Source organism: Pseudomonas sp. LBUM1645 (assembly GCF_059716185.1).
The window spans coordinates 5025076-5050497 of sequence record NZ_CP166811.1 but is presented as its reverse complement, the minus strand read 5'-3'; the positions used below and the strand labels follow the sequence as shown (position 1 = coordinate 5050497).

The window sequence follows — 25422 nt, the reverse complement described above, 5'->3', positions numbered from 1 at the left end:
TGCGATCTTTTGATCTTCGCTTTTAAAAGCAGAATCAAGAGATCGCAGCCTTCGGCAGCTCCTACGCGTGACCGTGTTTATCCGTTGAGCCACTTTTCCACAGGCAATTTGGTGATCGCAAACCCCGTCAGCAAAATCGCCGAGTACAGCATCAGTTCCCGGGACAAGGTTTGCCCTTCGTACCAGGCACCGATGATCACCGCGAACACCGGAAAAATGATGAACACAAACGACAGAATGATCGGGCTCAGTCGCTTGAGCAGCAGGAAGTAAACGATAAACCCGCCCACCGACGCCACAAGCCCCAGATAGAGCAGGGCGCTCCACGAACGCGCGGTGATCGCATCGAACACCGGTGCTTCGACATTCAATCCTGCGACAAACAGCATCAGCCCGGCAATGCCAATCGGCAGCGTGTTGTAGGTGATGACGCTGATCGCCGTACCGTGTTTTTTCGTCACCACGTAACACAGCGCATGCATCACCGCGGCGCAGAGAATCGCCAAGACCCCGAACAATTCGGCATGGTCCAGATGCAACCCTTGGCTGCGGATGATCATGAACAGGCTGCCGAAGCCGATGGCGATACCGAGCACTTGCGAGGGGTAGATTTTCTCCCGCAGAAACAGCGCGGAAAACAGCAGGATGAACACCGGCATGCAGCTGAACAGCAGCGCCGTCAGGCCGGACGAAACGTGCATCTCGCCGTAGTTGAGCAAGTAATACGGCAGGCTGAAATACGTCAACGTGACGAAGACAAAGAACCAGCGACTTTCTCTGGGAAACAGCAGCGGCTCACGACGTATCAGGGCGAAGCCGAGAAAGAGCGGGAAGGCAATGAGGAACCGCAGGCCGGCAGCGGTCAGCGGCGGCACGCTTTCCACGGCAATCTTGATCCCGAGCCACGTGGTGCCCCAACTCAGGCACACGATCAGGAACAACGCGCTGGTGATCAGGGCGGCCAGCCAGGGTTTGGCAGTACGTGAAGGTGCGCTGATGGCGATGGACATGATCGAACTCCTTTTATCGTCGGGATTGACCTCCTTCTGCAAAAGGTCTATCCCTGATTGAACCTGTTTCAAGCACGCTATTCGGGGCTGCAATGACTGTCAAAACAAGTATTGCCATGGTGTCAATCCTGCGCGACGGCCTCGCCAATGGTCTGGGTGTGAAATACAAACGCCTCGCCGACGGGATCGAAAAAGGCATCGCGGAAGGACTGATCGAGCCCGGCTGCAAATTGCCGCCTCATCGGTTGCTGGCGGATAGCCTCGGCGTGACCATCGGTACCATCAGTCGCGCTTACGGTGAACTCGAACGTGTGGGATTGGTGGTCGCTCGCGTAGGAGACGGCACGTATGTGCGTCAGCGAGGGATGGAACGACCGCGGGACAGTGGCTTTCGCAATGTCAGTGATGAACCGCGGGCGTTTTTTGACATGAGCCGCAATCAACCGATTCCGGGGCAGGAAGCGCTTTTTTTAAGTCAGAGCCTGCAAGCGTTGTCCCTTGATCCTGAGGCCTTGCAACACCTCGGGGGCTACAGCGCCGAGGCTGGATTGCCACGCTATCGCGCGGCGGGCGCGCACTGGCTCAGGCATAAAGAATTTGTCCCGACCGTCGAGCAGATCGTTTGCGTGAACGGCGGCCAGCACGGTCTGTTGTGTGCCTTGATGGGGTTGCTCAAGGCGGGCGATACGTTGGTGACGGAGCACCTGACTTACCCGGGGTTGATCAGCGTCGCACGTCAGCTCGGGATAAAACTCATCGGTGTCGGGATGGATGATGAAGGACTGATGCCCGATGCCCTGGAGGAGGTTTGCCGCAACCATCGTGTCTCGGCACTGTATTGCACGCCGACGATCCAGAATCCTACGGCTGCAGTGATGTCCGTCGCACGGCGCGAGGCGATTGCAGAGGTCTGTCGGCAGCACAATCTGTTGATCTTTGAAGACGAAGCCCACGCGGTACTGGCTCAACAGCGACCGTTACCCTTGAGCCATTTCGCCCCGGAGCGCTCGGTGCTGATCGGCAGCCTGAGCAAGGCGGTTTCGGCGGGTTTGCGAGTCGGTTACCTGCATGCGCCGCAACCGTTGATCGGACGCTTGAGCGCAGCCGTGCGCGGGACGTGCTGGATGGCCAGCCCGTTGTCGCTGGAAGTGGCGAGTCTGTGGATAGAAAACGGCATTGCCGAGCAGTTGCTGGGCCAGCAGATTGCGGAGATCGGTCGGCGCAAGGCGTTGGTGAGTAGTGTGCTGGAGGGCTTGGCGTACAAAACCCATCCCCATAGCCCGCACTTCTGGATCGAAGTGCCTGAACCGTGGCGGGCCTCGCAAATTGCTGAGGAGCTTAAGGCGAATAATTATCTGGTGGCTACTGCCGAGATGTTTGCGGTCGGGCATGGGGCGGTGCCGCAGTTCATCAGGGCGAGTGTGTGTAATTCGGCGGGGGATGATCGGTTGTTGCTTCGAGGGTTTGAAGCGCTGGCGGGGGCATTGGCGGAGACCGTGTGATCGTTCATCGCGAGCAAGCTCGCTCCCACAGGTGATCTTCAGTGAACACAAAATTTGTGTACGACAACGATTTAATGTGGGAGCGAGCTTGCTCGCGATAGCGGTGTTACTGTCGCCGAAAAATCTACTTGAACCGCCGCTCGACCCCTTTCTCCACCAAAATCTTCGCCGAAATCTCCTCCACCGAGAAATGCGTGGAATTGATGTGCGGAATGTTCTCGCGGCGGAACAGATTCTCCACCTCGCGCACTTCGAATTCGCACTGGGCGTAGCTCGAATAGCGGCTGTTGGGCTTGCGCTCGTTGCGGATCGCGGTGAGGCGGTCCGGGTCGATGGTCAGGCCGAACAGTTTGTGCTGGTGGGCACGCAGGGAACCTGGCAGTTGCAGGCGTTCCATGTCGTCTTCGGTCAGCGGGTAGTTGGCCGCGCGGATGCCGAATTGCATGGCCATGTACAGGCACGTCGGCGTCTTGCCACAACGCGACACGCCCACCAGGATCAGGTCCGCCTTGTCATAATATTGCGTACGCGCACCGTCGTCGTTGTCGAGGGCGAAGTTCACCGCCTCGATTCGCTCCATGTAATTGGAGTTGCTGCCAATCGAGTGGGACTTGCCGACGGTGTAGGAAGAATGCTCGGTCAGTTCCTGTTCAAGAGGCGCCAGGAAGGTCGAGAAAATGTCGATCATGAAACCATTGGACGTTGCGAGGATCTCACGGATGTCCTGATTGACAATGGTGTCGAAGATGATCGGCCGAAAGCCGTCGGTTTCGGCGGCTTTGTTGATTTGTTGTACCATGGCCCGCGCTTTATCCACGTTGTCGATGTATGGCCGCGTGAATTTGCTGAAGGTAATGTTTTCGAACTGCGCCAGGAGGCTTTGGCCGAGGGTCTCGGCTGTGATGCCGGTGCCATCGGAGATAAAGAAAGCAGATCGTTTCATTTGCACCTTGGGCCTTAAGCTAGTGACGAATCTTGGATATGATAGGCGCGATTTGCCGGCCGCCAGTGGCCCGCATTCTCACTTATTTTCCAGGTCCAGGCCATACAGCTGGCAAATGCTCCATAGAGCAGCCGGCTTCTGAGCTTTTCCAACACAGTTAGTGGAGAGATCACCTTGGTAGAGTACGTAGTTTCCCTCGATAAGCTCGGCGTCCATGATGTAGAGCACGTAGGGGGCAAGAACGCATCCCTGGGCGAGATGATCAGTAACCTTGCAGGTGCCGGTGTATCGGTGCCCGGTGGCTTCGCCACGACAGCTCAGGCTTATCGTGATTTTCTCGAGCTGAGCGGCCTGAACGATCAGATCCACGCCGCCCTCGACGCCCTGGACGTCGACGATGTCAACGCCCTGGCCAAGACCGGCGCCCAGATCCGTCAATGGATCATGGAAGCCGAATTCCCTGAGAAGCTCAACGCCGAGATCCGCACCGCGTTCGCCACGCTGTCGGCCGGCAACCCTGACATGGCCGTGGCCGTGCGCTCTTCCGCTACCGCCGAAGACCTGCCGGACGCTTCCTTTGCCGGTCAGCAGGAAACCTTCCTGAACATCCGTGGTGTCGAAAACGTTATTCGCGCCGCCAAAGAGGTGTTCGCTTCGCTGTTTAACGACCGCGCGATTTCCTACCGCGTCCACCAGGGCTTCGACCACAAGCTGGTTGCCCTGTCGGCTGGCGTGCAGCGCATGGTCCGCTCTGAAACCGGCACCGCCGGCGTGATGTTCACCCTCGATACCGAATCGGGCTTCCGTGACGTGGTGTTCATCACCGGCGCCTACGGCCTGGGTGAAACCGTCGTACAAGGCGCGGTGAACCCGGATGAGTTCTACGTCCACAAAGGCACGCTGGCAGCCGGTCGTCCGGCCATCCTGCGTCGCAACCTGGGCAGCAAAGCCATCAAGATGATCTACGGCGAAGTCGCCACGGCCGGTAAATCGGTCAAGACCATCGACGTCGACAAGGCTGATCGCGCACGTTTCTGCCTGAGCGACGCTGAAGTCAGCGAACTGGCCAAGCAAGCGATGATCATCGAGAAGCACTACAAGTGCCCGATGGACATCGAATGGGCCAAAGACGGCGACGACGGCAAGCTCTACATCGTTCAGGCCCGTCCTGAAACCGTGAAGAGCCGCACCTCGGCCAACGTCATGGAACGCTACCTGTTGAAAGAAACCGGCACCGTGCTGGTTGAAGGTCGCGCCATCGGCCAGCGCATCGGCGCCGGCAAGGTCCGCATCATCAAGGACGTGTCCGAGATGGACAAAGTCCAGCCAGGCGACGTTCTGGTCTCCGACATGACCGACCCGGACTGGGAACCGGTCATGAAGCGCGCCAGCGCCATTGTCACCAACCGTGGCGGCCGTACTTGCCACGCGGCGATCATCGCTCGCGAGCTGGGCATCCCGGCCGTGGTCGGTTGCGGCAACGCCACCCAGCTGTTGAAAGACGGCCAGGGCGTGACCGTGTCCTGCGCTGAAGGCGACACCGGTTACATCTTCGAAGGCGAACTGGGCTTCGACATCAAGAAAAACTCCGTGGACGCCATGCCGGATCTGCCGTTCAAGATCATGATGAACGTCGGCAACCCGGACCGCGCCTTCGACTTCGCTCAGCTGCCGAACGCCGGTGTGGGCCTGGCCCGTCTGGAGTTCATCATCAACCGCATGATCGGTGTTCACCCGAAAGCGCTGTTGAACTACGACGGTCTGCCGCAGGACATCAAGGACAGCGTCGACAAGCGCATCGCCGGCTACGACGATCCGGTTGGCTTCTATGTCGACAAACTGGTTGAAGGCATCAGCACCCTGGCCGCTGCGTTCACCCCGAAAAAGGTCATCGTGCGTCTGTCGGACTTCAAGTCCAACGAATACGCGAACCTTATCGGCGGCAAGCTCTACGAGCCGGAAGAAGAAAACCCGATGCTGGGCTTCCGCGGTGCTTCGCGTTACATCAGCGAAGCGTTCCGTGACTGCTTCGAGCTCGAGTGCCGCGCCCTCAAGCGTGTGCGCAACGAGATGGGCCTGACCAACGTTGAAATCATGGTGCCGTTCGTCCGTACATTGGGCGAAGCTAGCCAAGTGATCGATCTGTTGGCCGAAAATGGCCTGGCCCGCGGCGAGAATGGTCTGCGCATCATCATGATGTGCGAACTGCCGTCCAACGCGATCCTCGCCGAAGAGTTCCTCGAGTTCTTTGACGGCTTCTCCATTGGCTCCAACGACCTGACCCAGCTGACCCTGGGCCTGGACCGTGACTCCGGGATCATCGCGCACCTGTTCGACGAGCGTAATCCGGCGGTCAAGAAACTGCTGGCCAACGCGATTCAGGCGTGCAACAAGGCTGGCAAGTACATCGGCATTTGCGGTCAGGGCCCTTCGGACCACCCTGATCTGGCCAAATGGCTGATGGAGCAGGGCATCGAAAGCGTTTCGTTGAACCCCGATTCCGTACTGGAAACCTGGTTCTTCCTGGCTGAAGGTCAAGCTTCGGCTTGATGTGAATGAAGCCTCGGTCATGTGGCCGAGGCTTTAAGAATCAAGTAGGGCGGGCTCCTCTGGAAGCCGCCCTTTTTTGTGCAAGAGCATTATGCAAAGCAGCAGCAACCTATTTCCTGTCGCCCTGATCAGCGCCGAGCGGCGCGGCGATCTGAGCGAAGACGTGTATCGTCTGAAACCCGGCAACAGCCCTGACGGCACCGTCGAACTGGCTGTGACGCGCCTGGGCATGGCGGATGGCTCTGACGCGCGTGGCGTTCCGGTTATTTTGCTTCACGGCAGCTTTTCCAATCGCCGGTTCTGGTTTTCCCCGAAGGGGCTCGGACTGGGCGCCTATCTGACGCGTCTGGGATTCGATGTATGGATTCCCGAAATGCGCGGTCACGGCCTGTCCCAGCGTAACCAGAACTACCGCAAGAACCGCGTTGCCGACTACGCCCGTTACGATTTGCCGGCCCTTGGCGCGTTCGTGCGCGAGCAGAGCGGCCAGATCCCGCACTGGATCGGTCACTCGCTGGGCGGGATTACCCTGGCGGCGGCATTGGGCGGTGAGTACATCGGCGAGCCGGTAGTGGCTTCCGCGGCGTTTTTCGGCACTCAAGTCAGCCGCACCTATTGGCCGTTGAAAATTCCGCCGGTGGAGTGGAGCGGGCGCTTCATTCTCAAACGTTTTGCCCAGCTGTCCGGTTCACGGCTCAAGCGCGGCCCGGAGGACGAGCCCATTGGCCTGGCCCTGGAAAGCATGCGCTGGTATGGCCTGTTCGGGCGCTTTGGCGATGCCGACAAGGATTGGTGGGCCGGATTGGCCGACGTTCAGTTACCGGTATTGGCCGTGAGTGCCGCAGGTGACCATCAGGACCCGACCTGGGCTTGTCGCAAGCTGTTCGATCAGGTGGGTTCCGAGCATAAGCAATTTATCAACCTGGGTCGCGAGCAGGGCTTTGGCGATAATTTCGGTCATGTGGAGATGCTCGTCAGCAAAGCCGCCCAGACTGAAGTCTGGCCGCTGGTGGCGCGCTGGTTGGCAGATCAGCAAACGCCATTGATGGGTGAAAAACCGGATCTGGCTGCGGCGGTCTGAGCCAGATGCTCTAACAAGGGCATTTCGCTCTGTTCGGCTTGCGGCTAAGATATGACGCATTGAGCTGTTCTGGTCACGTTTTGACACCCTCGATTGTCTTCCTCTTTACAGGAGTTTCTCGATGAACCATTACCTCACGCCTGACCTGTGCGACGCCTACCCGGAGCTGGTGCAGGTGCTGGAACCGATGTTCAACAATTTCGGCGGCCGTGATTCCTTCGGCGGCGAAATCGTGACCATCAAATGCTTCGAAGATAACTCGCTGGTCAAGGAACAAGCCGAGCTCAAGGGCAATGGCAAGGTGTTGGTGGTCGACGGTGGCGGTTCCCTGCGTCGTGCGCTGCTGGGCGACATGATCGCCGAGAAAGCCGCGAAAAACGGTTGGGAAGGGCTGGTGATCTACGGTTGCATCCGTGACGTCGACGTCATTGCGCAAACCGATCTGGGTGTTCAGGCGCTGGCCAGCCACCCGATGAAAACCGACAAACGCGGCATCGGCGATCTCAACATAGCCGTAACCTTTGCTGGCGTGACCTTCCATCCAGGTCACTACATCTATGCGGACAACAATGGCGTGATCATCTCGCCAAGTCCGCTTGCGATGCCTGAATAAAGCACCGCTGACTTTTTGTTTCAAGAATAGGGATGAGGATGTTCGAGGAAGAAAACGCGCAGTGGGGGCTGGTGCATGCCCTGGTGCTGGACGGTAAAGGCGGTGCGCGTTCGATAGCCCGGACTGAACTCGATGACTTGCAGCTGCAGGCCCATGAAAGCCTGTGGCTGCACTGGGACCGCAGTCACCCGCAAACCCAGACCTGGCTGCGCAAATCCAGTGGTCTGAGTGAATTCAGCTGTGACCTGTTGCTTGAAGAAAACACCCGACCGCGTCTTTTACAGCTTTCGGACAGCGAACTGCTGCTATTTTTGCGTGGGGTCAACCTGAACCCGGGCGCCGAGCCGGAAGATATGGTCTCGGTGCGGATTTTTGGGTCAGCCCAGCGGGTTATTTCTCTGCGTTTGCGTCCATTGCGCGCCACCGATGAATTGCTGGTGCAGCTCGCCGAAGGCAAAGGACCGAAAACGGCGTCAGAACTCATCCTTTATATGGCGCAAAACCTCACCAACAAGGTGCAGGATCTGGTCAGTTGCCTCTCGGAAGTGGTCGATGAGGAAGAAGAAAAGCTGGATGCCGACGAACGGTATACACCCGAGCACGGCGCCGTTTTGCAGATCCGTCGCAGGGCCGCTGCGCTGAAACGTTTTCTTGCGCCGCAGCGGGAAATATTCGGGCAGCTGACACGGATAAAACTGCCTTGGTTCGTCGAAGACGACGGTGATTACTGGAACGAATTGAACAACAGCCTGACCCGCTATCTCGAGGAGCTGGAATTGACCCGGGAGCGGGTGGGGTTGGTCCTTGAGGCCGAAGATAGACGTTTGAGCGTGCGAATGAACCGCACGATGTACCGCTTCGGGATCATCACCGGGATCTTTTTGCCGATGAGTTTTCTGGCGGGTCTTTTAGGTATCAATGTCGGTGGGATTCCGTTCTCTGCGAGCCCCTATGGCTTCCTGATTGCGTGTCTGATGATGGTCTCGGTGGCGCTGGGGCAGTGGTGGTTATTCCGACGTTTGCGCTGGGTCTGAGGGTGAGCCATGTGACCCGAGCAAATTTGACCGCGTCTTTCACAGACATCACGAGAGGTGCGTATGCACGATCCGTTTGAACAGTCTTTGCGTGACATGCTCAAGGCATCACCGTCCACCCGGGACGACGATGCGTGCCTTGGGCGTGTACTGAAAACCGCCAACCGCCAGGTCGGCGCCGGTGATCTGTTCAGCCTGCTGGGCCGCTGGTTGCCCGCGCTGATGATTGCCTTGAATAACGGATCGGCCCATGTCGCTCCGGTTTCCCGCCACCGTAAACCTACCGTTCGCACTGCTGATAAGGCTGATTGAATATGGAACTTGATCTCTGGACTCAGAGCCTCGTCACTGCAATGACTGCGTTATGGACCAAGGTTGCAAATTTCATCCCGAATCTGTTCGGCGCACTGGTTGTGCTGCTGTTGGGTTTCGTCGTTGCGAAACTTTTGGACACTTTGTTGTCCAAGTTGCTCGCCAAGCTGGGACTCGATCGCCTGATGGGCGGCACCGGTCTGACAAAATTGCTGTCCCGGGCCGGCCTTCAAGTGCCGATCTCGACCTTGATTGGCAAGATTGTCTATTGGTTCGTTCTGCTGATTTTTCTGGTTTCTGCCGCAGAATCCCTTGGACTTGAGCGAGTTTCGGCTACGCTTGATATGCTTGCGCTGTATTTGCCGAAAGTATTCGGCGCCGCGCTGGTGCTGCTGGTGGGTGTTTTGCTCGCGCAATTGGCCAATGGGCTGGTGCGGGGGGCTGCAGAGGGCGTAGGGCTGGACTACGCTGCGGGCCTGGGGAGAATTGCCCAGGGCCTGGTGATTATCATCAGTATTTCGGTCGCAATCAGCCAGTTGGAGGTCAAGACTGACCTGCTCAACCACGTGATTGTGATCGTATTGATTACCGTTGGTCTGGCGGTTGCGCTGGCCATGGGGTTGGGAAGCCGGGAAATTGCCGGTCAGATTCTTGCGGGAATCTATGTGCGTGAGTTGTATCAGGTTGGGCAACAAGTGCGTGTTGGCGAGGTCGAAGGTCAGATCGAAGAGATCGGCACGGTTAAGACCACATTGCTGACCGATGAGGGTGAGCTAGTCTCTCTCTCCAATCGGATCCTCCTGGAACAGCATGTGAGTAGCCGCTAACCCGGCAAACCCTGCTAATGTATGCCGCCGCAGAAATGCCCTGAAAAGGGCTGCGGCGGACATTGACCTGACTGTCGGCCCGACTTGTTTTGAATAAAGCTCAATCGCTGTCCACGCGCTACGACCCCCGCGAGCTCTCTGATGAGGAGTTGGTCGCGCGCTCGCATACCGAGCTGTTTCACGTAACTCGCGCCTATGAAGAACTGATGCGGCGTTACCAGCGAACATTATTTAACGTCTGTGCGCGGTATCTTGGGAACGATCGCGACGCAGACGATGTCTGTCAGGAAGTGATGTTGAAGGTGCTGTATGGCCTGAAGAACTTCGAGGGGAAATCGAAGTTCAAGACATGGCTATATAGCATCACGTACAACGAGTGCATCACGCAGTATCGGAAAGAACGGCGAAAGCGTCGCTTGATGGATGCTTTGAGTCTGGACCCCCTCGAGGAAGCGTCTGAAGAAAAGGCGCCGAAACCTGAGGACAAGGGTGGACTTGATCGCTGGTTAGTGTATGTGAACCCGATTGACCGTGAAATTCTGGTGCTACGATTTGTCGCAGAGCTGGAATTTCAAGAGATCGCGGATATCATGCACATGGGTTTGAGTGCGACAAAAATGCGTTACAAACGTGCTCTAGATAAATTGCGTGAGAAATTTGCAGGCATTGCTGAAACTTAGTTCGGCGCAAATATCTCTTACGTGTAGGCAAGTTCTGATAGACTTGCCGCCGAGTTGTCCCCCGGTTTGCGGGACTGCTTCACAATCACCAGATGGGGATTTAACGGATGAAACTGAAAAACACCTTGGGCTTGGCCATTGGTTCTTTGATTGCCGCCACTTCTTTCGGCGCTCTGGCACAAGGCCAAGGCGCAGTTGAAATCGAAGGCTTCGCAAAGAAAGAACAATTCGACAGCGCTCGTAACTTCAAGAACAACGGCAACCTCTTCGGTGGTTCGGTTGGTTACTTCCTGACCGACGACGTTGAACTGCGTCTGGGCTACGACGAAGTGCACAACGTGCGTTCCGACGACGGTCGTAACATCAAGGGCGCTAACACCGCTCTGGATGCTCTGTACCACTTCAACAACCCGGGCGACATGCTGCGTCCGTACGTTTCGGCTGGCTTCTCCGATCAAAGCATCGGTCAGAACGGCTCCAGCGGTCGTAACCGTTCCACTTTCGCCAACGTTGGCGGCGGTGCCAAGCTGTACTTCACCGAGAACTTCTACGCCCGTGCTGGCGTTGAAGCTCAATACAACATCGACCAGGGCGACACCGAGTGGGCTCCAAGCGTCGGTATCGGTGTGAACTTCGGTGGCGGCTCCAAGCCTGCTGCAGCTCCAGCTCCAGCACCAGCTGAAGTCTGCTCCGACAGCGACAACGATGGCGTTTGCGACAACGTTGACAAGTGCCCGGACACCCCAGCCAACGTAACTGTTGACGCTGATGGCTGCCCAGCAGTTGCTGAAGTTGTTCGTGTTGAGCTGGACGTGAAATTCGACTTCGACAAGTCGGTAGTCAAGCCTAACAGCTACGGCGACATCAAAAACCTCGCTGACTTCATGAAGCAGTACCCATCCACCAGCACTACTGTTGAAGGTCACACTGACTCCGTCGGTCCTGACGCTTACAACCAGAAACTGTCCGAGCGTCGTGCAAACGCCGTTAAGCAAGTTCTGACCAACCAGTACGGTGTTGAATCGTCCCGCGTTCAGTCTGTTGGCTACGGCGAATCCCGCCCAGTTGCTGACAACAAAACTGAAGCTGGTCGCGCTGTAAACCGTCGCGTAGAAGCGCAGGTTGAAGCTAACGCTAAGTAATTAGCGCGCAGCTCTGAAAAGCCCGGCTTAGGCCGGGCTTTTCTTTGTCTGCGATTTGGGTTTTAGCGGGAGATTTGCGTTGTGGCGAAAAGATCGCAGCCTTCGGCTGCTCCTACATTGACCGTGTGCAAATCCAATCCCGTAGGAGCTGCCGAAGGCTGCGATCTTTTGATCTCATCACACCCTGCGACCGCGCCGATGACCAGGATTGCCGGGCTTTTCAACTCAAAGGCGTAGGCATCTTCTTCCATCGCTGTCAGATCGCTCCGACATTCCCGTTGGTGCGGCAGGGAAGCGTTTTCAATCATTGCCACCGGTGTATCCGCCGCCATTCCTCCGGCGAGCAACTGCTCACGAATCTCGCTCAGTTTTGCGACACCCATATACACCACCAGCGTCGTGCCACCTTGGGCCAGGGCTTGCCAGTTCAGACTGCTGCCATCCTGAGTGTGGGCGGTGACCAGTGTCACGCCGCGCGCAACGCCTCGCAGGGTCAACGGAATATCGCATTGAGTTGCGCCGGCAAGCCCGGCAGTGATGCCGTTGACCAGTTCCACTTCAACCCCATGTTCACGCAGCCACTGCGCCTCTTCGCCGCCCCGGCCAAAAATGCACGGGTCGCCACCCTTGAGCCGCACCACGCATTTTCCGTGGCGGGCATAACGCAGCATCAGGCGATGAATGAATGCCTGAGGTGTGGAGCGACAGCCGCCGCGCTTACCCACGGGAATGATCCGCGCCTGCGGGCAATGCTCCAGCACCGCATCGTTGACCAGGTCATCGATCAGCACCACATCCGCTTCGCTCAACGCCCGCACGGCCTTGAGGGTCAACAATTCCGGATCGCCAGGACCCGCACCCACCAGCCAGACTTTTGCGCTCATAGTGTTTTTCCTCACGAGGTGACGGCAACCGGCTGCGCAGTGGTGGCCAGCAAACGCTTGATTTCCGGGACGCAGGAGCCGCATTGCGTGCCGCAGCCCAATTCTTGTTTCAAACCCTGCAGGTCCAGGCCGCGGCTAATGCCGGCGCAGACCGCGCTTTGGCTGACGTTTTTGCAGTTGCACAGGGTTTTGTTACCGGCGGTCGGCGTATTGGCGTTGCCCGGTGGGGCGCTCAGCGGTGCCAGCAGCCAGCGCCGCAGCTGTTCGTCAGCGCGACCTTCCAGCCACAGGCTTTGCAGCCAGTGTTGGGCAAGGGTTTCGCCTGCCAGACGAATCGCGGTGATCCGGCCATTCTCGATCCGCACCCGTTTACCAATGGAGCGCCGTGGGTCGTCGTAGGCCAAAACCGGGCCATCGTTGAGTCCCAGGCATTGATCGATATCACGCAGCAATTGCGGATCTGGCGCGACGGCGCTAGCAGCGCGTATCAGCAGCGCGGGGCGTTCGCGACCGGCCAAGCCTAGACTGACGTAGGAAAACGCCTCACAGAGCGGTCGTAGCGTCTCAAAATGCTGTTGAACATTGCCCTCGATCAGGGCGAACAGGTTCCACGGCAGTTGCACCGGTTCCAGGCGCACGCCGCTGTGTTTGAGTTCGGGCTGTTTCGATAGCGGGTCGAAGGCGGGAAGAGTGAGGGTATTTACGCCACCCTTGAGGAAGCGGTCACCCCAATGCATCGGCAGAAAGGCCTGACCGGGTCGCACGCTGTCGTCACCGCCGACGGCGACAATCACCGCACCACGGCGACTTTTCAGGCTGACCAGGTCGCCCGATTGCAGCCGATGCCGGCGCAGTTCATCCGGGTGCAAACTCAACACGGCTTCGCTGACGTGGCCGAACAGTTGCGCGGCGGTGCCGGTGCGGCTCATGCCGTGCCATTGATCCCGCAGGCGGCCGGTGATCAGGGTCAGCGGAAAGCGCGCGTCGCGTTGTTCCTTGGCGGCGCGATACGGGTCGGCCACGAAGTGCGCACGCCCACTGGCCGTCGGGAAAATTCCGTCCAGGTACAGCCGGGCCGTGCCTTCGCTGGCGCCAGTGGGGAAGGGCCATTGCTGCGGGCCGAGGTGGTCGATCAGTGCATGACTGATGCCGGACAAGTCCAGATCACGCCCGCGGGTCAATTGCTTGTACTCGTCGAAGACCTGTGCCGGGTTTTCAAAGGCAAACAGGCTGGTTTGCCCGGGACGCAGATGTTTTTCCAGGCGCTGTGCGAAATCCACGGTGATGGACCAGTCAGAGCGGGCTTCACCGGGTGCGACGATGGCTCGGCGAACGTGGGAAATGCGCCGTTCGGAGTTGGTCACCGTGCCGTCCTTTTCGCCCCAACTGGCGGCGGGCAGCAACAGGTCGGCAAACGCGGCGGTTTCGGTGGTGCGGAAGGCCTCCTGCAACACCACGAACGGGCAGGCTTGCAGTGCCTCGCGCACGGCGGTTTGATCCGGCATTGATTGCGCGGGGTTGGTGCAGGCGATCCACAGTGCCTTGATTTTTCCGCTGCGCACCTGCTCAAACAATTCGATTGCGGTGAGCCCGGTGTTTGCGGGCAGTTGATCCACGCCCCAATACGTCGCCACTTCCGCGCGATGTTCGGCATTGGCAGCCTCGCGATGACCTGGTAGCAGGTTCGACAAGCTGCCGGTTTCGCGGCCACCCATGGCATTTGGCTGACCGGTCAGGGAGAAAGGTCCTGCACCGGGGCGGCCGATTTGCCCGGTGGCCAGGTGCAGGTTGATCAGTGCGCTGTTTTTCGCGCTGCCGGCGGTGGACTGGTTCAAGCCCATGCACCACAGCGACAGGAAGCTCGGTGAAGTGCCAACCCATTCGGCGCACTGCTGCAGTTGCTCGACGCTGATCCCGCAGAGCTGCGAAACCATCTGCGGCGTGTAATCGCGCACCAGGTTTTTCAGTTCGGCCAAGCCTTCGGTGTGGGCCTTGATGAAGTCGCGGTCGACCCAGTCTTCCCACAGCAGCAGGTGCAAAATCCCATGGAACAAGGCGACATCGGTGCCTGGCAGAATCGCCAAGTGCAGGTCAGCCAGATCGCAGGTGTCGGTACGACGCGGGTCGATGACGATGACTTTCATCTGCGGCCGGCGGGATTTCGCTTCCTCCAGACGACGGAAAAGTATCGGGTGGGCGTAGGCCATGTTGCTGCCGACGATCATCACGCAGTCGCTCAATTCCAGGTCTTCGTAGCTGCACGGCGGTGCGTCGGCGCCCAGGCTGCGCTTGTAGCCGACTACTGCCGAAGACATGCACAGGCGCGAATTGCTGTCGATGTTGTTGGTGCCCACCAACGCTCGCGCCAGTTTGTTGAAGGCGTAGTAATCCTCGGTCAGCAATTGCCCGGAAATGTAGAACGCCACGCTGTCCGGGCCGTGTTCGGCGATGGTCTCGGCAAAAACACTGGCGGCATGATCGAGGGCGGTGTCCCAGTCGGTGCGGCTGCGAGCCAGGCCTTTGCCCAGGCGCAGCTCGGGATACAATGCCCGAGCCGTGAGGTCGCCGGTGAGGTGCAATGTAGAGCCTTTGCTGCACAGTTTGCCGAAGTTGGCCGGGTGGGCCGGATCGCCGCTGACGCCGAGAATGCGCTCGCCGTCATGCTCGATCAGCACGCCGCAGCCGACCCCGCAATAGCAGCAGGTGGAAGCGGTGATCTGGTTCATCAGCTTGCTTCCCGCAGGGCCAGCAACACCCGGCCATTCTCGACCCGTGCTGAATGGTGGTGAGCGCAACCGATATCCGGGGCCTGGGCCTCGCCGGTCTCAAGGTCGATCTGCCAGTTATGCAGCGGGCAGGCGACCCGTTTGCCGTAGATCAAACCTTGGGACAGTGGCCCGCCCTTGTGCGGGCAACGGTCGTCGAGTGCGAAAACCTCATCGTCGCTGGTACGAAAAATCGCGATGTCACCCTTCGGGCCGGCGATGATCCGCGAGCCGAGGGCATTGATTTCTTCCAGTGCGCAGATATCCAGCCAGTTCATGCCGACACCTCCAGGTTCTTCACTGCGATAACGTCGAATTCTTTCTTCAGCAGCGGTTGTTCCAGGCGTTCCTTCCACGGGTCCTGTTCGAACGACAAGGAGAATTGCAAGCGATCGTTGAGCGCCTTGCGCCGCTCAGGGTCTTCCAGCACGGCTTTCTTGATGTGCTCCATGCCGACCCGTTGCAGGTAGTGCACGGTGCGTTCGAGGTAGAAAGCTTCTTCGCGATAGAGCTGCAGGAACGCGCCGTTGTATTCACGCACTTCTTCGGCGGTCTTGAGCTTGACGAAGAATTCCGCGACTTCGGTCTTGATCCCGCCGTTGCCGCCGATGTACATCTCCCAGCCCGAATCCACGCCGATAATTCCGACGTCCTTAATGCCCGCTTCCGAACAGTTGCGTGGGCAACCGGAGACGGCCAGTTTCACTTTGTGCGGCGACCACATGTTGAACAGGTCGTGCTCAAGCTCGATGCCCAGTTGCGTGGAGTTCTGGGTGCCGAAGCGGCAAAACTCGCTGCCGACGCAGGTCTTCACGGTGCGGATGGATTTGCCGTAGGCGTGGCCGGACGGCATGTCGAGATCCTTCCAGACGCCCGGCAGGTCCTGCTTCTTGATCCCCAGCAAATCTATACGCTGGCCGCCGGTGACCTTGACCATTGGCACGTTGTATTTGTCGGCCACGTCAGCAATGCGCCGCAGTTCCGAAGGATTGGTCACACCGCCCCACATCCGTGGGACTACAGAGTAAGTGCCGTCTTTCTGAATGTTGGCGTGGGCGCGTTCGTTGATCAGCCGCGATTGCGGGTCGTCCTTGGCTTCGCCGGGCCAGGTGGAAATCAGGTAGTAGTTGAGCGCCGGGCGGCACGTGGCGCAGCCGTTCGGCGTGCGCCAGTTCAAATAGCTCATCGTGCCGGCGATGGTCAGCAGATGCTGCTCGCGGATGGCCTGGCGGATTTGCCCGTGATTCAAGTCGCTGCAACCGCAAATGGCTTTTTCGCTTTTCGGTTTGACGTCCGCCGCGCCGCCCACGGTGTTGATCAGGATCTGTTCCACCAACCCTGCGCAGGAACCGCAGGAGCTGGCAGCCTTGGTGTGCTTCTTGACGTCGTCGACGCTGAACAACCCGTGTTCCTGAATCGCCTTGACGATGGTGCCTTTGCACACACCGTTGCAGCCGCAGACTTCGGCGGTGTCGGCCATGCTCATGGCTTTGTCCTGACCCTGGTGTCCTACATCGCCTAAAGCGTTTTCGCCGAACATCAGGTGATCGCGGATCTCGTCGATGGCGTGATTCTCACGGATCTGCCGGAAATACCAGCCACCGTCTGCCGTATCGCCGTACAGACAGGCCCCGACCAGCACGTCATCCTTGATCACCAGTTTTTTGTAGACCCCGCCGATAGGGTCGGAGAGGGTGATGGTTTCGGTGCCTTCGCCGCCCATGAAGTCGCCGGCGGAGAACAGGTCGATGCCGGTGACTTTCAACTTGGTCGACGTCACCGAGCCCTTGTAGGTGGCGAAGCCCAGTTGGGCGAGGTGGTTGGCGCAGACCTTGGCCTGTTCGAACAGCGGCGCCACCAGGCCGTAAGCGATGCCGCGATGGCTGGCGCATTCGCCGATGGCGTAGACGCGTGGGTCGTAGGTTTGCAGAGTGTCGTTGACCAGAATCCCGCGGTTGCAGGGAATGCCGGATTTTTCCGCGAGTTCGGTGTTGGGGCGAATGCCGGCGGCCATCACCACCAGGTCGGCGGGGATGATGTCGCCATTCTTGAACTCAACCGAGCCGACCCGGCCATTACCGGCATCGTGCAGGGCCTGGGTTTGCTCGCAAAGACGAAAGTGCAGGCCCCGGGCTTCCAGGGCGGTTTGCAGCAACTGGCCGCTGGTTTTGTCCAGTTGCCGTTCCAGCAGCCATTCACCGATGTGCACCACGGTGACGTGCATGCCGCGCAGCATCAGGCCGTTGGCGGCTTCCAGGCCGAGCAGGCCGCCGCCGATCACAACGGCGTGTTTGTGGGTTTTCGCTGTGTCGATCATTGCCTGGGTGTCGGCGATGTCGCGGTAGCCGATCACGCCGTGCAAGGTGTTGCCGGGGATCGGCAGGATGAACGGAGTCGATCCGGTGGCGATCAGCAGGCGATCGTATTCGGCCTCGCTGCCGTCTTCGGCGATGACCCGGCGTTTGACTCGGTCGATCTCCACCACTTTGCGGTTGAGCAGCAGTTTGATGTTGTTGTCCAGGTACCAGTCCAGATCGTTGAGCACGATCTCTTCGAAGGTCTGTTCGCCGGCCAGCACGGGCGAGAGCAGGATGCGGTTGTAGTTGGTATGGGGTTCGGCGCCGAAGACCGTGATGTCGTACAGCTCATTGCTCAGCTTGAGCAGTTCTTCCAGGGTACGGACCCCGGCCATGCCGTTGCCGATCATCACCAGTTTTAATTTTTTCATCAGGTTCTCCGGGGGAGCTCGGACCCGCCTCATCAGGGCTTTCAGGTCTTGCTCGACAAATTTTGCGCAAACAAAAAAAGGCGTCCCGCTAGTTGCCTAGCGAGGACGCCTTTGTCCTTGTCCCGTTCTCTCGGGCAGCGCAGCCTTCTACGTTGAAGGTTGGGCTTTATGTATGGTGAGAGAGGTAATGCAGTGGTTGTGCCAAGTCGCACAAATGCCGAATTAATGGGCTCTTGTCATGGGAGGAGGGTGTTTCCGTGCACCGGTTCAATGCGCGATGCCCGGTTTTGAAGCAGAAAGTCAAAAGATCGCAGCCTACGGCAGCTCCTACAGGAGATCGTGGGCACCCGTAGGAGCTGCCGCAGGCTGCGATCTTTTGATCTTTTGGGGGCAGTGAAAAACTCAGGTGTGAAACAGTAAAAACAGCAGCACCAGGTTCACCAGCAGCGACACCAGCGCCAAGGTTCGCCAGACTTTCAACGGTTCGCGCTCCAGCAACGGTCTGGGTCGCACGCTCAAACTGCGCCGCTCGCCCTGTTCCAACAGCAGCAACCATTCTTCCGCCGTTTCAAAGCGCTGACCCGGATCCGCTGCCACGGCGCGCTCCAGACTTTGCGCAATCCATTCCGGGAGGTCGGGTCGATAGCGACTGGCGCTGACAGAAACCCCGAACCGTGGACGCTGGAAGGCTTCGATTTCGCCGTAGGGATAATGCCCAGTGAGCAGGAAATACAGGGTTACGCCGACGGCATACAAATCCTGTTGCGGTGTCGGTGCTTCCCCGCGAAAGGCTTCCGGCGCGATATAGCTGGGCGTTCCGGGCAAGGCAGAAGGCTGATCTTCAGACAGGCCAGGGCAGTAGGCGAGACCGAAATCCAGCAGGCGTAATTCGCCGTCGTCCCCCAGCAGAAGGTTCTCCGGTTTGATGTCGCGATGGAGAATCTGCCGTCGATGCAGTATGCCAACGGCGCGCAGCAGGCGTTCGGCCAGATCCAGCCATTGCGGCAGAGGCAGCGGTCCGACATCTGCTTGCAGTTCCGCCAAAGTAGATCCGGAATATTCCCGCATCACGTAGTACAAATGCTGACGCTGACTGGCGGCATGGACTTCAGGGAAATGCCGCCCGGCCACGCGCTTGAGAAACCATTCTTCCGACAGCAACGCCTGCCCGGCCAAGTGATCGTCACGCAGCGCGCCCGGCAAGGTTTTAAGCAGCCAGGGTTGTTGTTGCCCATCGCGTACCCGATAGAGCAGCGACTGCTGGCTCTGACCGAGTATCCCTTCGACCTGCCAACCTTCGAAAGTCTGACCTGGTTTCAAGGCTGGCGGCAGCGGCCATTGCTGCAAATGAATCAACGCATCGCCGATGCTCGTTTCACCAAGGGCATCGACCCGCACCAGCAAGGCGCTGGCGTTGTCCTGGCTGCCGGCCAGATGCGCCGCACTGACCAAGGTCTGCGCAGCGCTGTTCAGATCCGGTTGATCGCGCAGAATTGCCGCAATCGCGGTGTCGCCCAGCACGGCCCAAATGCCGTCGCTGAGCAGTACGAAACTTTCGTTCAGCCGCAGTTCGCCATCGAGAAAATCCAGCACCAAATGCTGATCGAGCCCCAGTGCCCGTTTGAGCACATGCTGCATGCCTGGTTGGTCCCAGACGTGATCCTCGCTGACCCGCTGCAAGGTGTCGGCGTGCCAGCGATAAACCCGACAATCGCCGACATGGGCCAGGGTAAAACGCCTACCGCGCATGACCAAAGCACTGACGGTGGTGAGCAACGGTTGCCCACCACCATTGGCCTGCAACCAGCGATTTTGTGCCAGCAGCAGGCGATCCAATGCCTGCGCGACGCCCCAGGTTTCCGGCGTGGCGTAGTAATCCAGCGCCAGGGCCTGCAACGTCGAGCGGGCGGCGAGACCACCATCGGCGCACTGGCTGACACCGTCGGCGATGGCGAACAGGTAACCCTTGCTCGCCGCCAGCGCCGGGGCCGGAGTCACCAGACGCAGGGCGTCCTGATTCTCCTCGCGAGGGCCGATGGCGCTCGCTTCGGCAAAACTCAGTTGCAGGCTCATTCAGCCCTCACACCCGAGCAGCGGTCACGGCTGCCGAACCCCAAGTGGTTCTCCAGCGACGTTTCACGCCGTGCAGACCGAACCAGGCTAGAACGCCAAGGCTGGCGAACAACCACAAGGCCAATTGATAGCTGCCGGAGCTTTGCTTGATCGCGCCCATGCCCGCTGCCAGTGCAAAACCACCGATACCGCCGGCCATGCCGATCAAACCGGTCATCACACCGATCTCGCGACGAAAACGCTGCGGCACCAATTGGAAAACAGCACCGTTACCGGCACCCAAACCGAGCATGGTGCAGACGAAAAGTGCCAGCGCCGCGTAGGAACTCGGCAAATTGAAACCCACCGCTGCGATGCAGACCGCTGCCACCGTGTACATCCCCAAAAGGGTGCGAATGCCACCGAAGCGGTCGGCCAGAGCGCCGCCCAACGGACGCATCAAGCTGCCACCGAACACGCAGGCCGCCGTGTAGTAACCGGCGGTCACCGGGCTCAGGCCATATTGGTCGTTGAAATAGCCGGGCAGGGCGCTGGCCAGGCCGATGAAGCCGCCGAAGGTCACGCTGTAGAAAAACATGAACCACCAGCTGTCGCGGTCGCCCAAGGCCTTGAAGTAGTCGGACATCGACTTGGCTTTTGGACGCTCAGGCGCGTTTTTGGCCAGCCAGGCGAAGACGATGATGGTCAGGATCAGCGGGATCAGGGCGAAGCCGAACACGTTGCTCCAGCCAAACGCAGCCGCCAGCACCGGGGCGATCAGTGCAGCGAGCACAGTGCCCGAGTTACCGGCACCGGCGATGCCCATGGCTTTGCCTTGGTGTTGTGGTGGATACCATTGCGACGCCAACGGCAGGGCGACGGCGAAGGACGCGCCGGCCATGCCGAGGAACAGGCCCAGCACCAGCGCTTGCTCGTAGCTGTGGATGCCGAGTTTCCAGGCGCCGAACAGTGCGCAGATGACGATCACCTGGCCAATCAGCCCGGCGGTTTTCGGCGACAGGCGATCAGCCAGCAAGCCCATTACAAAGCGTAATACCGCCCCGGCCAGAATCGGCGTGGCCACCACCAGCCCGCGCTGCTGGGTGGTCAGGTGCAGGTCGGCGGCGATCTGCACTGCCAGCGGGCCGAGCAGGTACCAGACCATGAAACTCAGGTCGAAATAGAGGAAGGCCGCGAACAATGTCGGGGTATGGCCGGATTTCCAGAAGCTTGAATTCATCGCGCACCTCAGCTGTTAGGAGTCTCGAGAAGGAGTCATGAGCTTGCAGGTGGGGCGCCGCATCGGCCGCACCACCGGCCCCGGTCTGTGGGGCCAAAACAAAAAAACGCCGCCACCGGATTCGCCAAAGGGCAAATGAGGTGAGCGACGTCTTTGTCGTAGGTGGGGCAACCGCCGTTGGTTACCTGTAGTGATTACCTAGCGAGATCTGTGCCAATAAGTGAGACCGAGTTGCGGCCAATCGCGAGCAAGCTTTGCTCCTACGGGGTTTGGGTGAGTTCAGATGCTGTGAACGACACAAAAAACTGTAGGAGCAAGGCTTGCCCGCGATGGCGTCCTTTCAGGCACTACAGAGGTTCAACCGAGCAACTCGCTCATGGCGATGATCTGCTCCGCCACCTGAATCAGCTTCTGCTGCCGGCTCATGGCCTGGCGGCGCATCAGGGTGTAGGCCTCTTCCTCGTTGCAGTCCTTCATTTTCATCAGCAGCCCTTTGGCCAACTCGATCCGCTTGCGCTCGGCCAGTTGCTGGTCACGGGCGTTTAGCTGGGCGCGCAAGGCCTGGTCGCTTTCAAAGCGCGCCATGGCCACGTCGAGAATCGGCTGCAAGCGCTGTGCGTGGATGCCTTCGACGATGTAGGCACTGACCCCGGACTTGATCGCCTGACGCATCACATCGGGGTCATGTTCGTCAGTAAACATCACGATCGGCCGCGGTTGGTCGCGGCTCACCAGCACCACTTGTTCCATCACATCGCGGCTCGGTGACTCGGTATCGATCAAAATCACGTCCGGCCGCACCGTTTCGACGCGCGCGGGTAGGTCGATGGTCAGGCCCGACTCGTCGATCACCTCGAAGCCGGCTTCGGTCAGGGCCGCCTTCAGGCGACCGACTTTCTTCGCGGTGTCGTTGATCAGCAGGATACGCAACATATTCGCAGTCTCCTGTCAGCGGCTGGCGAGAAGGGGCGAGCTGTCGCTCATGGCGTGCAGCTTGAAACTGCGGGCATAGCCGGCGGGGTCCAGGCCATCCCAGACCTTGCCATCGATCAACTGGCTGCTGCGCATTGGCTGATCACTCGTGGCCACACCTACAGCGGTGGCGGCCTCTCGATACAAGTCTAGTTGCTGGACCTGACGGGCCACGCCCAGGTAGTCCGGGTCGTCGCGCAGCAAGCCCCAACGGCGGAACTGGGTCATGAACCACATGCCATCGGACAGATACGGCAAGTTGACCTCGCCATCACCATGGAAACGTAGCGCGTGCGGGTCCTGCCAGCGATTACCCAGGCCATCGGCGTAGTCACCGAGTAACCTCGGTTCGATGCAGTCGAGTGGCGCGTCGAGGTATTCGGGCGCACTCAACAGCTTCGCGGTGCTGCGGCGATTCTCGGTGCTTTCTTCGATGAAGCGGCTGGCCTCCAGTATCGCCATCACCAGCGCCCGGGCGGTGTTGGGGTATTGCTCGACAAAGGCGCGGGTGCAGCCGAGGACTTTTTCCGGGTGATCGGGCCAGATGGTCTGGGTGGTGGCCATCGTGAACCCCAGGTTTTGCTGCACCGCGCTGGCGGACCATGGCTCGCCGACGCAGAAGCCATCGATGCGCCCGGCTTGCAGGTGCGCGACCATTTGCGGCGGCGGCACGACCACGCTGTCGACGTCCTGCAACGGATGAATACCCTGACTCGCGAGCCAGTAATACAGCCACATGGCGTGGGTGCCGGTAGGAAATGTCTGGGCGAAGGTGAGTTTTGGGCGACTTTGGTGCACGTGTCGGTCCAGTGCTTCAGGACTGGTCACGCCTAAAGTCTGTAAGCCATGGGAAAGGTTGATGCTCTGGCCATTCTGATTCAGGCCCATGAGCACCGCCATGTCGGTCGACGCGACACCGCCGATGCCCAAATGCACGGCGTAGATCAAACCGTACAGACTGTGGGCGGCGTCGAGTTCGCCACTGACCAGTTTGTCCCGCAGGTTGGCCCAGGACGACTGGCGCTTGAGGTTCAGGGTCAGGCCATAAGGTTGGGCAAAGCCCTGCGTGGCCGCGACCACCACGGAGGCGCAGTCACTCAGGGCCATAAAGCCGAGGTTGATTTCGGTCTTTTCCGGGGCATCGCTGCCGTTGACCCAGGCCAGAGGGTTGGCTGGAACTTCAATCATCAGTAAACACCTTCCATAAAAAAGCGCCGGACCGGGCTGCTTGCCAGAGCAAGGCCAAGTGTCGACGCCTTTGTCTTTCGACTCATCCCGCCGTTGGCATGAGTGCTGATGTCAGTGACGGTGCAAGGCATATGCCATCGCTCGCTGATTTTGTCGTGCGCCTCGCCTGCAACCCCGATGCCCGGCTATAATCGCCGCCACTTTTCGTAGCCCAGAGTCAAACCCGCCCATGTACACCCTGGCCCGTCAGCTGTTGTTCAAACTTTCCCCGGAAACCTCCCACGATCTGTCCCTGGACCTGATCGGCGCGGGCGGGCGTTTGGGCCTCAACGGCTTGCTGTGCAAGGCGCCGGCGAAAATGCCGGTGACCGTCATGGGCCTCGACTTCCCGAACCCGGTAGGTCTGGCGGCGGGTCTGGACAAGAATGGCGCGGCCATCGACGGTTTTGCGCAACTGGGTTTTGGCTTTGTCGAAATCGGCACCATCACCCCGCGTCCGCAGCCGGGCAACCCGAAGCCACGGATTTTCCGTCTGCCGGATGCCGAGGCAATCATCAACCGCATGGGGTTCAACAACCTCGGCGTCGATCACCTGCTGGCCCGAGTGGCGGCGGCCAAGTTCAAGGGCGTGCTGGGCATCAATATCGGCAAGAACTTCGATACCCCGGTTGAGCGGGCGGTCGATGACTACCTGATCTGCCTGGACAAGGTCTACGCCCACGCCAGCTACGTGACGGTCAACGTCAGCTCGCCAAACACCCCGGGCCTGCGCAGCCTGCAATTCGGCGATTCGCTGAAGCAATTGTTGGCCGACCTGGCCACGCGCCGCGCAGAACTGGCGCTGCGCCACGGCAAACATGTACCACTGGCGATCAAGATTGCGCCGGACATGACCGACGAAGAAACCGCTCAGGTCGCGCAAGCGCTGATCGAAACCGGGATGGACGCGGTGATCGCCACCAACACCACCCTGAGCCGCGTCGGCGTAGAAGGCATGGAGCACGGCGACGAGGCGGGCGGTCTGTCCGGGGCACCGGTTCGCGACAAGAGCACCCACACCGTGAAGGTGCTGGCGGCCGAGTTGGCCGGTCGTTTACCGATCATCGCCGTGGGTGGCATCACCGAAGGCAAGCACGCGGCTGAGAAAATCGCTGCGGGTGCCAGCCTGGTGCAGCTCTATTCCGGCTTCATCTATAAAGGCCCGGCGTTGATTCGTGAATCCGTAGACGCCATCGCCGCCTTGCGCTAAATCCCGTAGGAGCTGCCGAAGGCTGCGATCTTTTGATCTTGATCTTGATTGCCAGGAAGCAAGAATCAAAAGATCGCAGCCTTCGGCAGCTCCTACAGTGAGAGAGTGTTTAGTCAGTGCCGCAGGCATGAAGTTGTGTTTAGCCAGAGAGCAGGCATAAAAAAGGGCTCCTCGAAGGAGCCCCTGGGCCGAAGCCCGCCGCCCGGATGGGGCGTGCGTGGTAAGTCGTTACGTAATCAGATTGTCGTGTCGGAGTGTGTGCCCTGTGTTAGCCGACGGCGTGAAGTTCGTTGAGTCTATGGATTCCCGCAGTGCCGGTCATACCGTCCCAGTTGTCGCCGCGTCCTTCTCGCCAGCCGTTAATCCAGGCTTGGCGTACCGACGGTAGAGTAAATGGGCAAAGCTCACGGGATTTGCCACCAACGCCATATTGATATCCGCGCAAAAATGCTCTTTCCAACGGATCACGCTTAAGTCTTCTCATAGGGTGTTGCCCTCACTTGTTGACTGTATTTATCGCGTCGACCTCAATCGAGGTCTGGCAGAAAAACTCCTGCCGTTGGGGCTCGCTGCCGGCGTCGCGAGCCAAGGTGTTGACGTCATTGCGGCGTCAACCTGTATTGAGTTCTAACCAATGCGTCACATCGAGG

General features: G+C 59.3%; 21 protein-coding genes. 10 read left to right on the top strand and 11 right to left on the bottom strand.

Annotated features, from left to right (window positions below):
• Nucleotides 1-77: 77 nt before the first annotated feature.
• Complete coding sequence (locus ACA079_RS22765; protein WP_497704364.1) at nucleotides 78-965, bottom strand: DMT family transporter; 888 nt, start codon at nucleotides 963-965, stop codon at nucleotides 78-80.
• A gap of 137 nt (nucleotides 966-1102) precedes the next feature.
• On the opposite strand from ACA079_RS22765, the gene ACA079_RS22760 reads away from it, so the two are divergent.
• A complete protein-coding gene (locus tag ACA079_RS22760; RefSeq protein ID WP_497701025.1) occupies nucleotides 1103-2512 on the top strand; it encodes an aminotransferase-like domain-containing protein in 1410 nt (469 codons plus the stop codon).
• 124 nt (nucleotides 2513-2636) lie between these two features.
• Here the strand turns inward: ACA079_RS22760 and ppsR are convergent, their stop codons facing one another.
• Nucleotides 2637-3455, bottom strand: coding sequence for a posphoenolpyruvate synthetase regulatory kinase/phosphorylase PpsR (gene ppsR / locus ACA079_RS22755; protein ID WP_497701024.1), 819 nt, complete (start codon nucleotides 3453-3455; stop codon nucleotides 2637-2639).
• A gap of 174 nt (nucleotides 3456-3629) precedes the next feature.
• On the opposite strand from ppsR, the gene ppsA reads away from it, so the two are divergent.
• The 8 genes from ppsA (at nucleotide 3630) to ACA079_RS22715 (ending at nucleotide 11694) form a co-directional block, all read left to right on the top strand.
• A complete protein-coding gene (ppsA, locus tag ACA079_RS22750) occupies nucleotides 3630-6005 on the top strand; it encodes a phosphoenolpyruvate synthase (protein ID WP_095128801.1) in 2376 nt (791 codons plus the stop codon).
• 91 nt (nucleotides 6006-6096) lie between these two features.
• A complete protein-coding gene (locus tag ACA079_RS22745; protein ID WP_497701023.1) occupies nucleotides 6097-7086 on the top strand; it encodes an alpha/beta fold hydrolase in 990 nt (329 codons plus the stop codon).
• 121 nt (nucleotides 7087-7207) lie between these two features.
• Nucleotides 7208-7699, top strand: coding sequence for a ribonuclease E activity regulator RraA (gene rraA / locus ACA079_RS22740; protein ID WP_497701022.1), 492 nt, complete (start codon nucleotides 7208-7210; stop codon nucleotides 7697-7699).
• Between the two features lie 38 nt (nucleotides 7700-7737).
• The gene (gene cmaX / locus ACA079_RS22735) at nucleotides 7738-8733 is read left to right on the top strand and encodes a divalent cation transporter CmaX (RefSeq protein WP_497701021.1); all 996 of its coding nucleotides are present in this window, start codon (nucleotides 7738-7740) and stop codon (nucleotides 8731-8733) included.
• A gap of 63 nt (nucleotides 8734-8796) precedes the next feature.
• Nucleotides 8797-9045 carry a hypothetical protein gene (locus ACA079_RS22730; RefSeq protein WP_008146303.1) on the top strand — a complete coding sequence of 83 codons (249 nt, stop codon included), beginning with the start codon at nucleotides 8797-8799 and terminating at the stop codon, nucleotides 9043-9045.
• 2 nt (nucleotides 9046-9047) lie between these two features.
• Nucleotides 9048-9872, top strand: a complete 825-nt coding sequence (locus tag ACA079_RS22725; RefSeq protein ID WP_008027407.1) for a mechanosensitive ion channel family protein — start codon at nucleotides 9048-9050, stop codon at nucleotides 9870-9872.
• 89 nt (nucleotides 9873-9961) lie between these two features.
• Entirely contained in the window at nucleotides 9962-10552 is a 591-nt protein-coding gene (gene sigX, locus ACA079_RS22720) for an RNA polymerase sigma factor SigX (protein WP_008146300.1), read from the top strand.
• 107 nt (nucleotides 10553-10659) lie between these two features.
• Nucleotides 10660-11694 (top strand): OmpA family protein, encoded by a 1035-nt coding sequence (locus ACA079_RS22715; protein WP_497701020.1) that lies wholly within the window; start codon nucleotides 10660-10662, stop codon nucleotides 11692-11694.
• A gap of 62 nt (nucleotides 11695-11756) precedes the next feature.
• Here ACA079_RS22715 and cobA read toward each other — a convergent pair whose 3' ends face one another.
• From cobA to ACA079_RS22675, 8 genes are all read right to left on the bottom strand, one after another.
• The gene (cobA, locus tag ACA079_RS22710; protein WP_497701019.1) at nucleotides 11757-12578 is read right to left on the bottom strand and encodes a uroporphyrinogen-III C-methyltransferase; all 822 of its coding nucleotides are present in this window, start codon (nucleotides 12576-12578) and stop codon (nucleotides 11757-11759) included.
• 11 nt (nucleotides 12579-12589) lie between these two features.
• Nucleotides 12590-15304, bottom strand: a complete 2715-nt coding sequence (locus ACA079_RS22705) for a nitrate reductase (protein WP_497701018.1) — start codon at nucleotides 15302-15304, stop codon at nucleotides 12590-12592.
• Nucleotides 15304-15621 (bottom strand): nitrite reductase small subunit NirD, encoded by a 318-nt coding sequence (gene nirD, locus ACA079_RS22700; protein ID WP_008146292.1) that lies wholly within the window; start codon nucleotides 15619-15621, stop codon nucleotides 15304-15306. The genes ACA079_RS22705 and nirD overlap by 1 nt, the downstream gene beginning before the upstream one ends.
• On the bottom strand, nucleotides 15618-18071 hold the full coding sequence (nirB, locus tag ACA079_RS22695; RefSeq protein ID WP_497701017.1) for a nitrite reductase large subunit NirB: 2454 nt from the start codon (nucleotides 18069-18071) through the stop codon (nucleotides 15618-15620). The genes nirD and nirB overlap by 4 nt, the downstream gene beginning before the upstream one ends.
• Before the next feature lie 402 nt (nucleotides 18072-18473).
• Complete coding sequence (locus tag ACA079_RS22690; RefSeq protein WP_497701016.1) at nucleotides 18474-20144, bottom strand: bifunctional protein-serine/threonine kinase/phosphatase; 1671 nt, start codon at nucleotides 20142-20144, stop codon at nucleotides 18474-18476.
• A gap of 7 nt (nucleotides 20145-20151) precedes the next feature.
• A complete protein-coding gene (locus tag ACA079_RS22685) occupies nucleotides 20152-21363 on the bottom strand; it encodes a nitrate/nitrite transporter (protein WP_497701015.1) in 1212 nt (403 codons plus the stop codon).
• A 357-nt stretch (nucleotides 21364-21720) separates the two neighbouring features.
• A complete protein-coding gene (locus ACA079_RS22680; protein WP_008146285.1) occupies nucleotides 21721-22296 on the bottom strand; it encodes an ANTAR domain-containing response regulator in 576 nt (191 codons plus the stop codon).
• Between the two features lie 15 nt (nucleotides 22297-22311).
• Complete coding sequence (locus tag ACA079_RS22675) at nucleotides 22312-23523, bottom strand: CmpA/NrtA family ABC transporter substrate-binding protein (protein WP_497701014.1); 1212 nt, start codon at nucleotides 23521-23523, stop codon at nucleotides 22312-22314.
• A gap of 229 nt (nucleotides 23524-23752) precedes the next feature.
• Between ACA079_RS22675 and ACA079_RS22670 the strand changes: the two genes are divergently transcribed.
• Nucleotides 23753-24772, top strand: coding sequence for a quinone-dependent dihydroorotate dehydrogenase (locus tag ACA079_RS22670; protein ID WP_033055681.1), 1020 nt, complete (start codon nucleotides 23753-23755; stop codon nucleotides 24770-24772).
• Between the two features lie 268 nt (nucleotides 24773-25040).
• Here ACA079_RS22670 and rmf read toward each other — a convergent pair whose 3' ends face one another.
• Nucleotides 25041-25256, bottom strand: coding sequence for a ribosome modulation factor (rmf, locus tag ACA079_RS22665; RefSeq protein ID WP_003223300.1), 216 nt, complete (start codon nucleotides 25254-25256; stop codon nucleotides 25041-25043).
• Nucleotides 25257-25422: the final 166 nt, after the last annotated feature.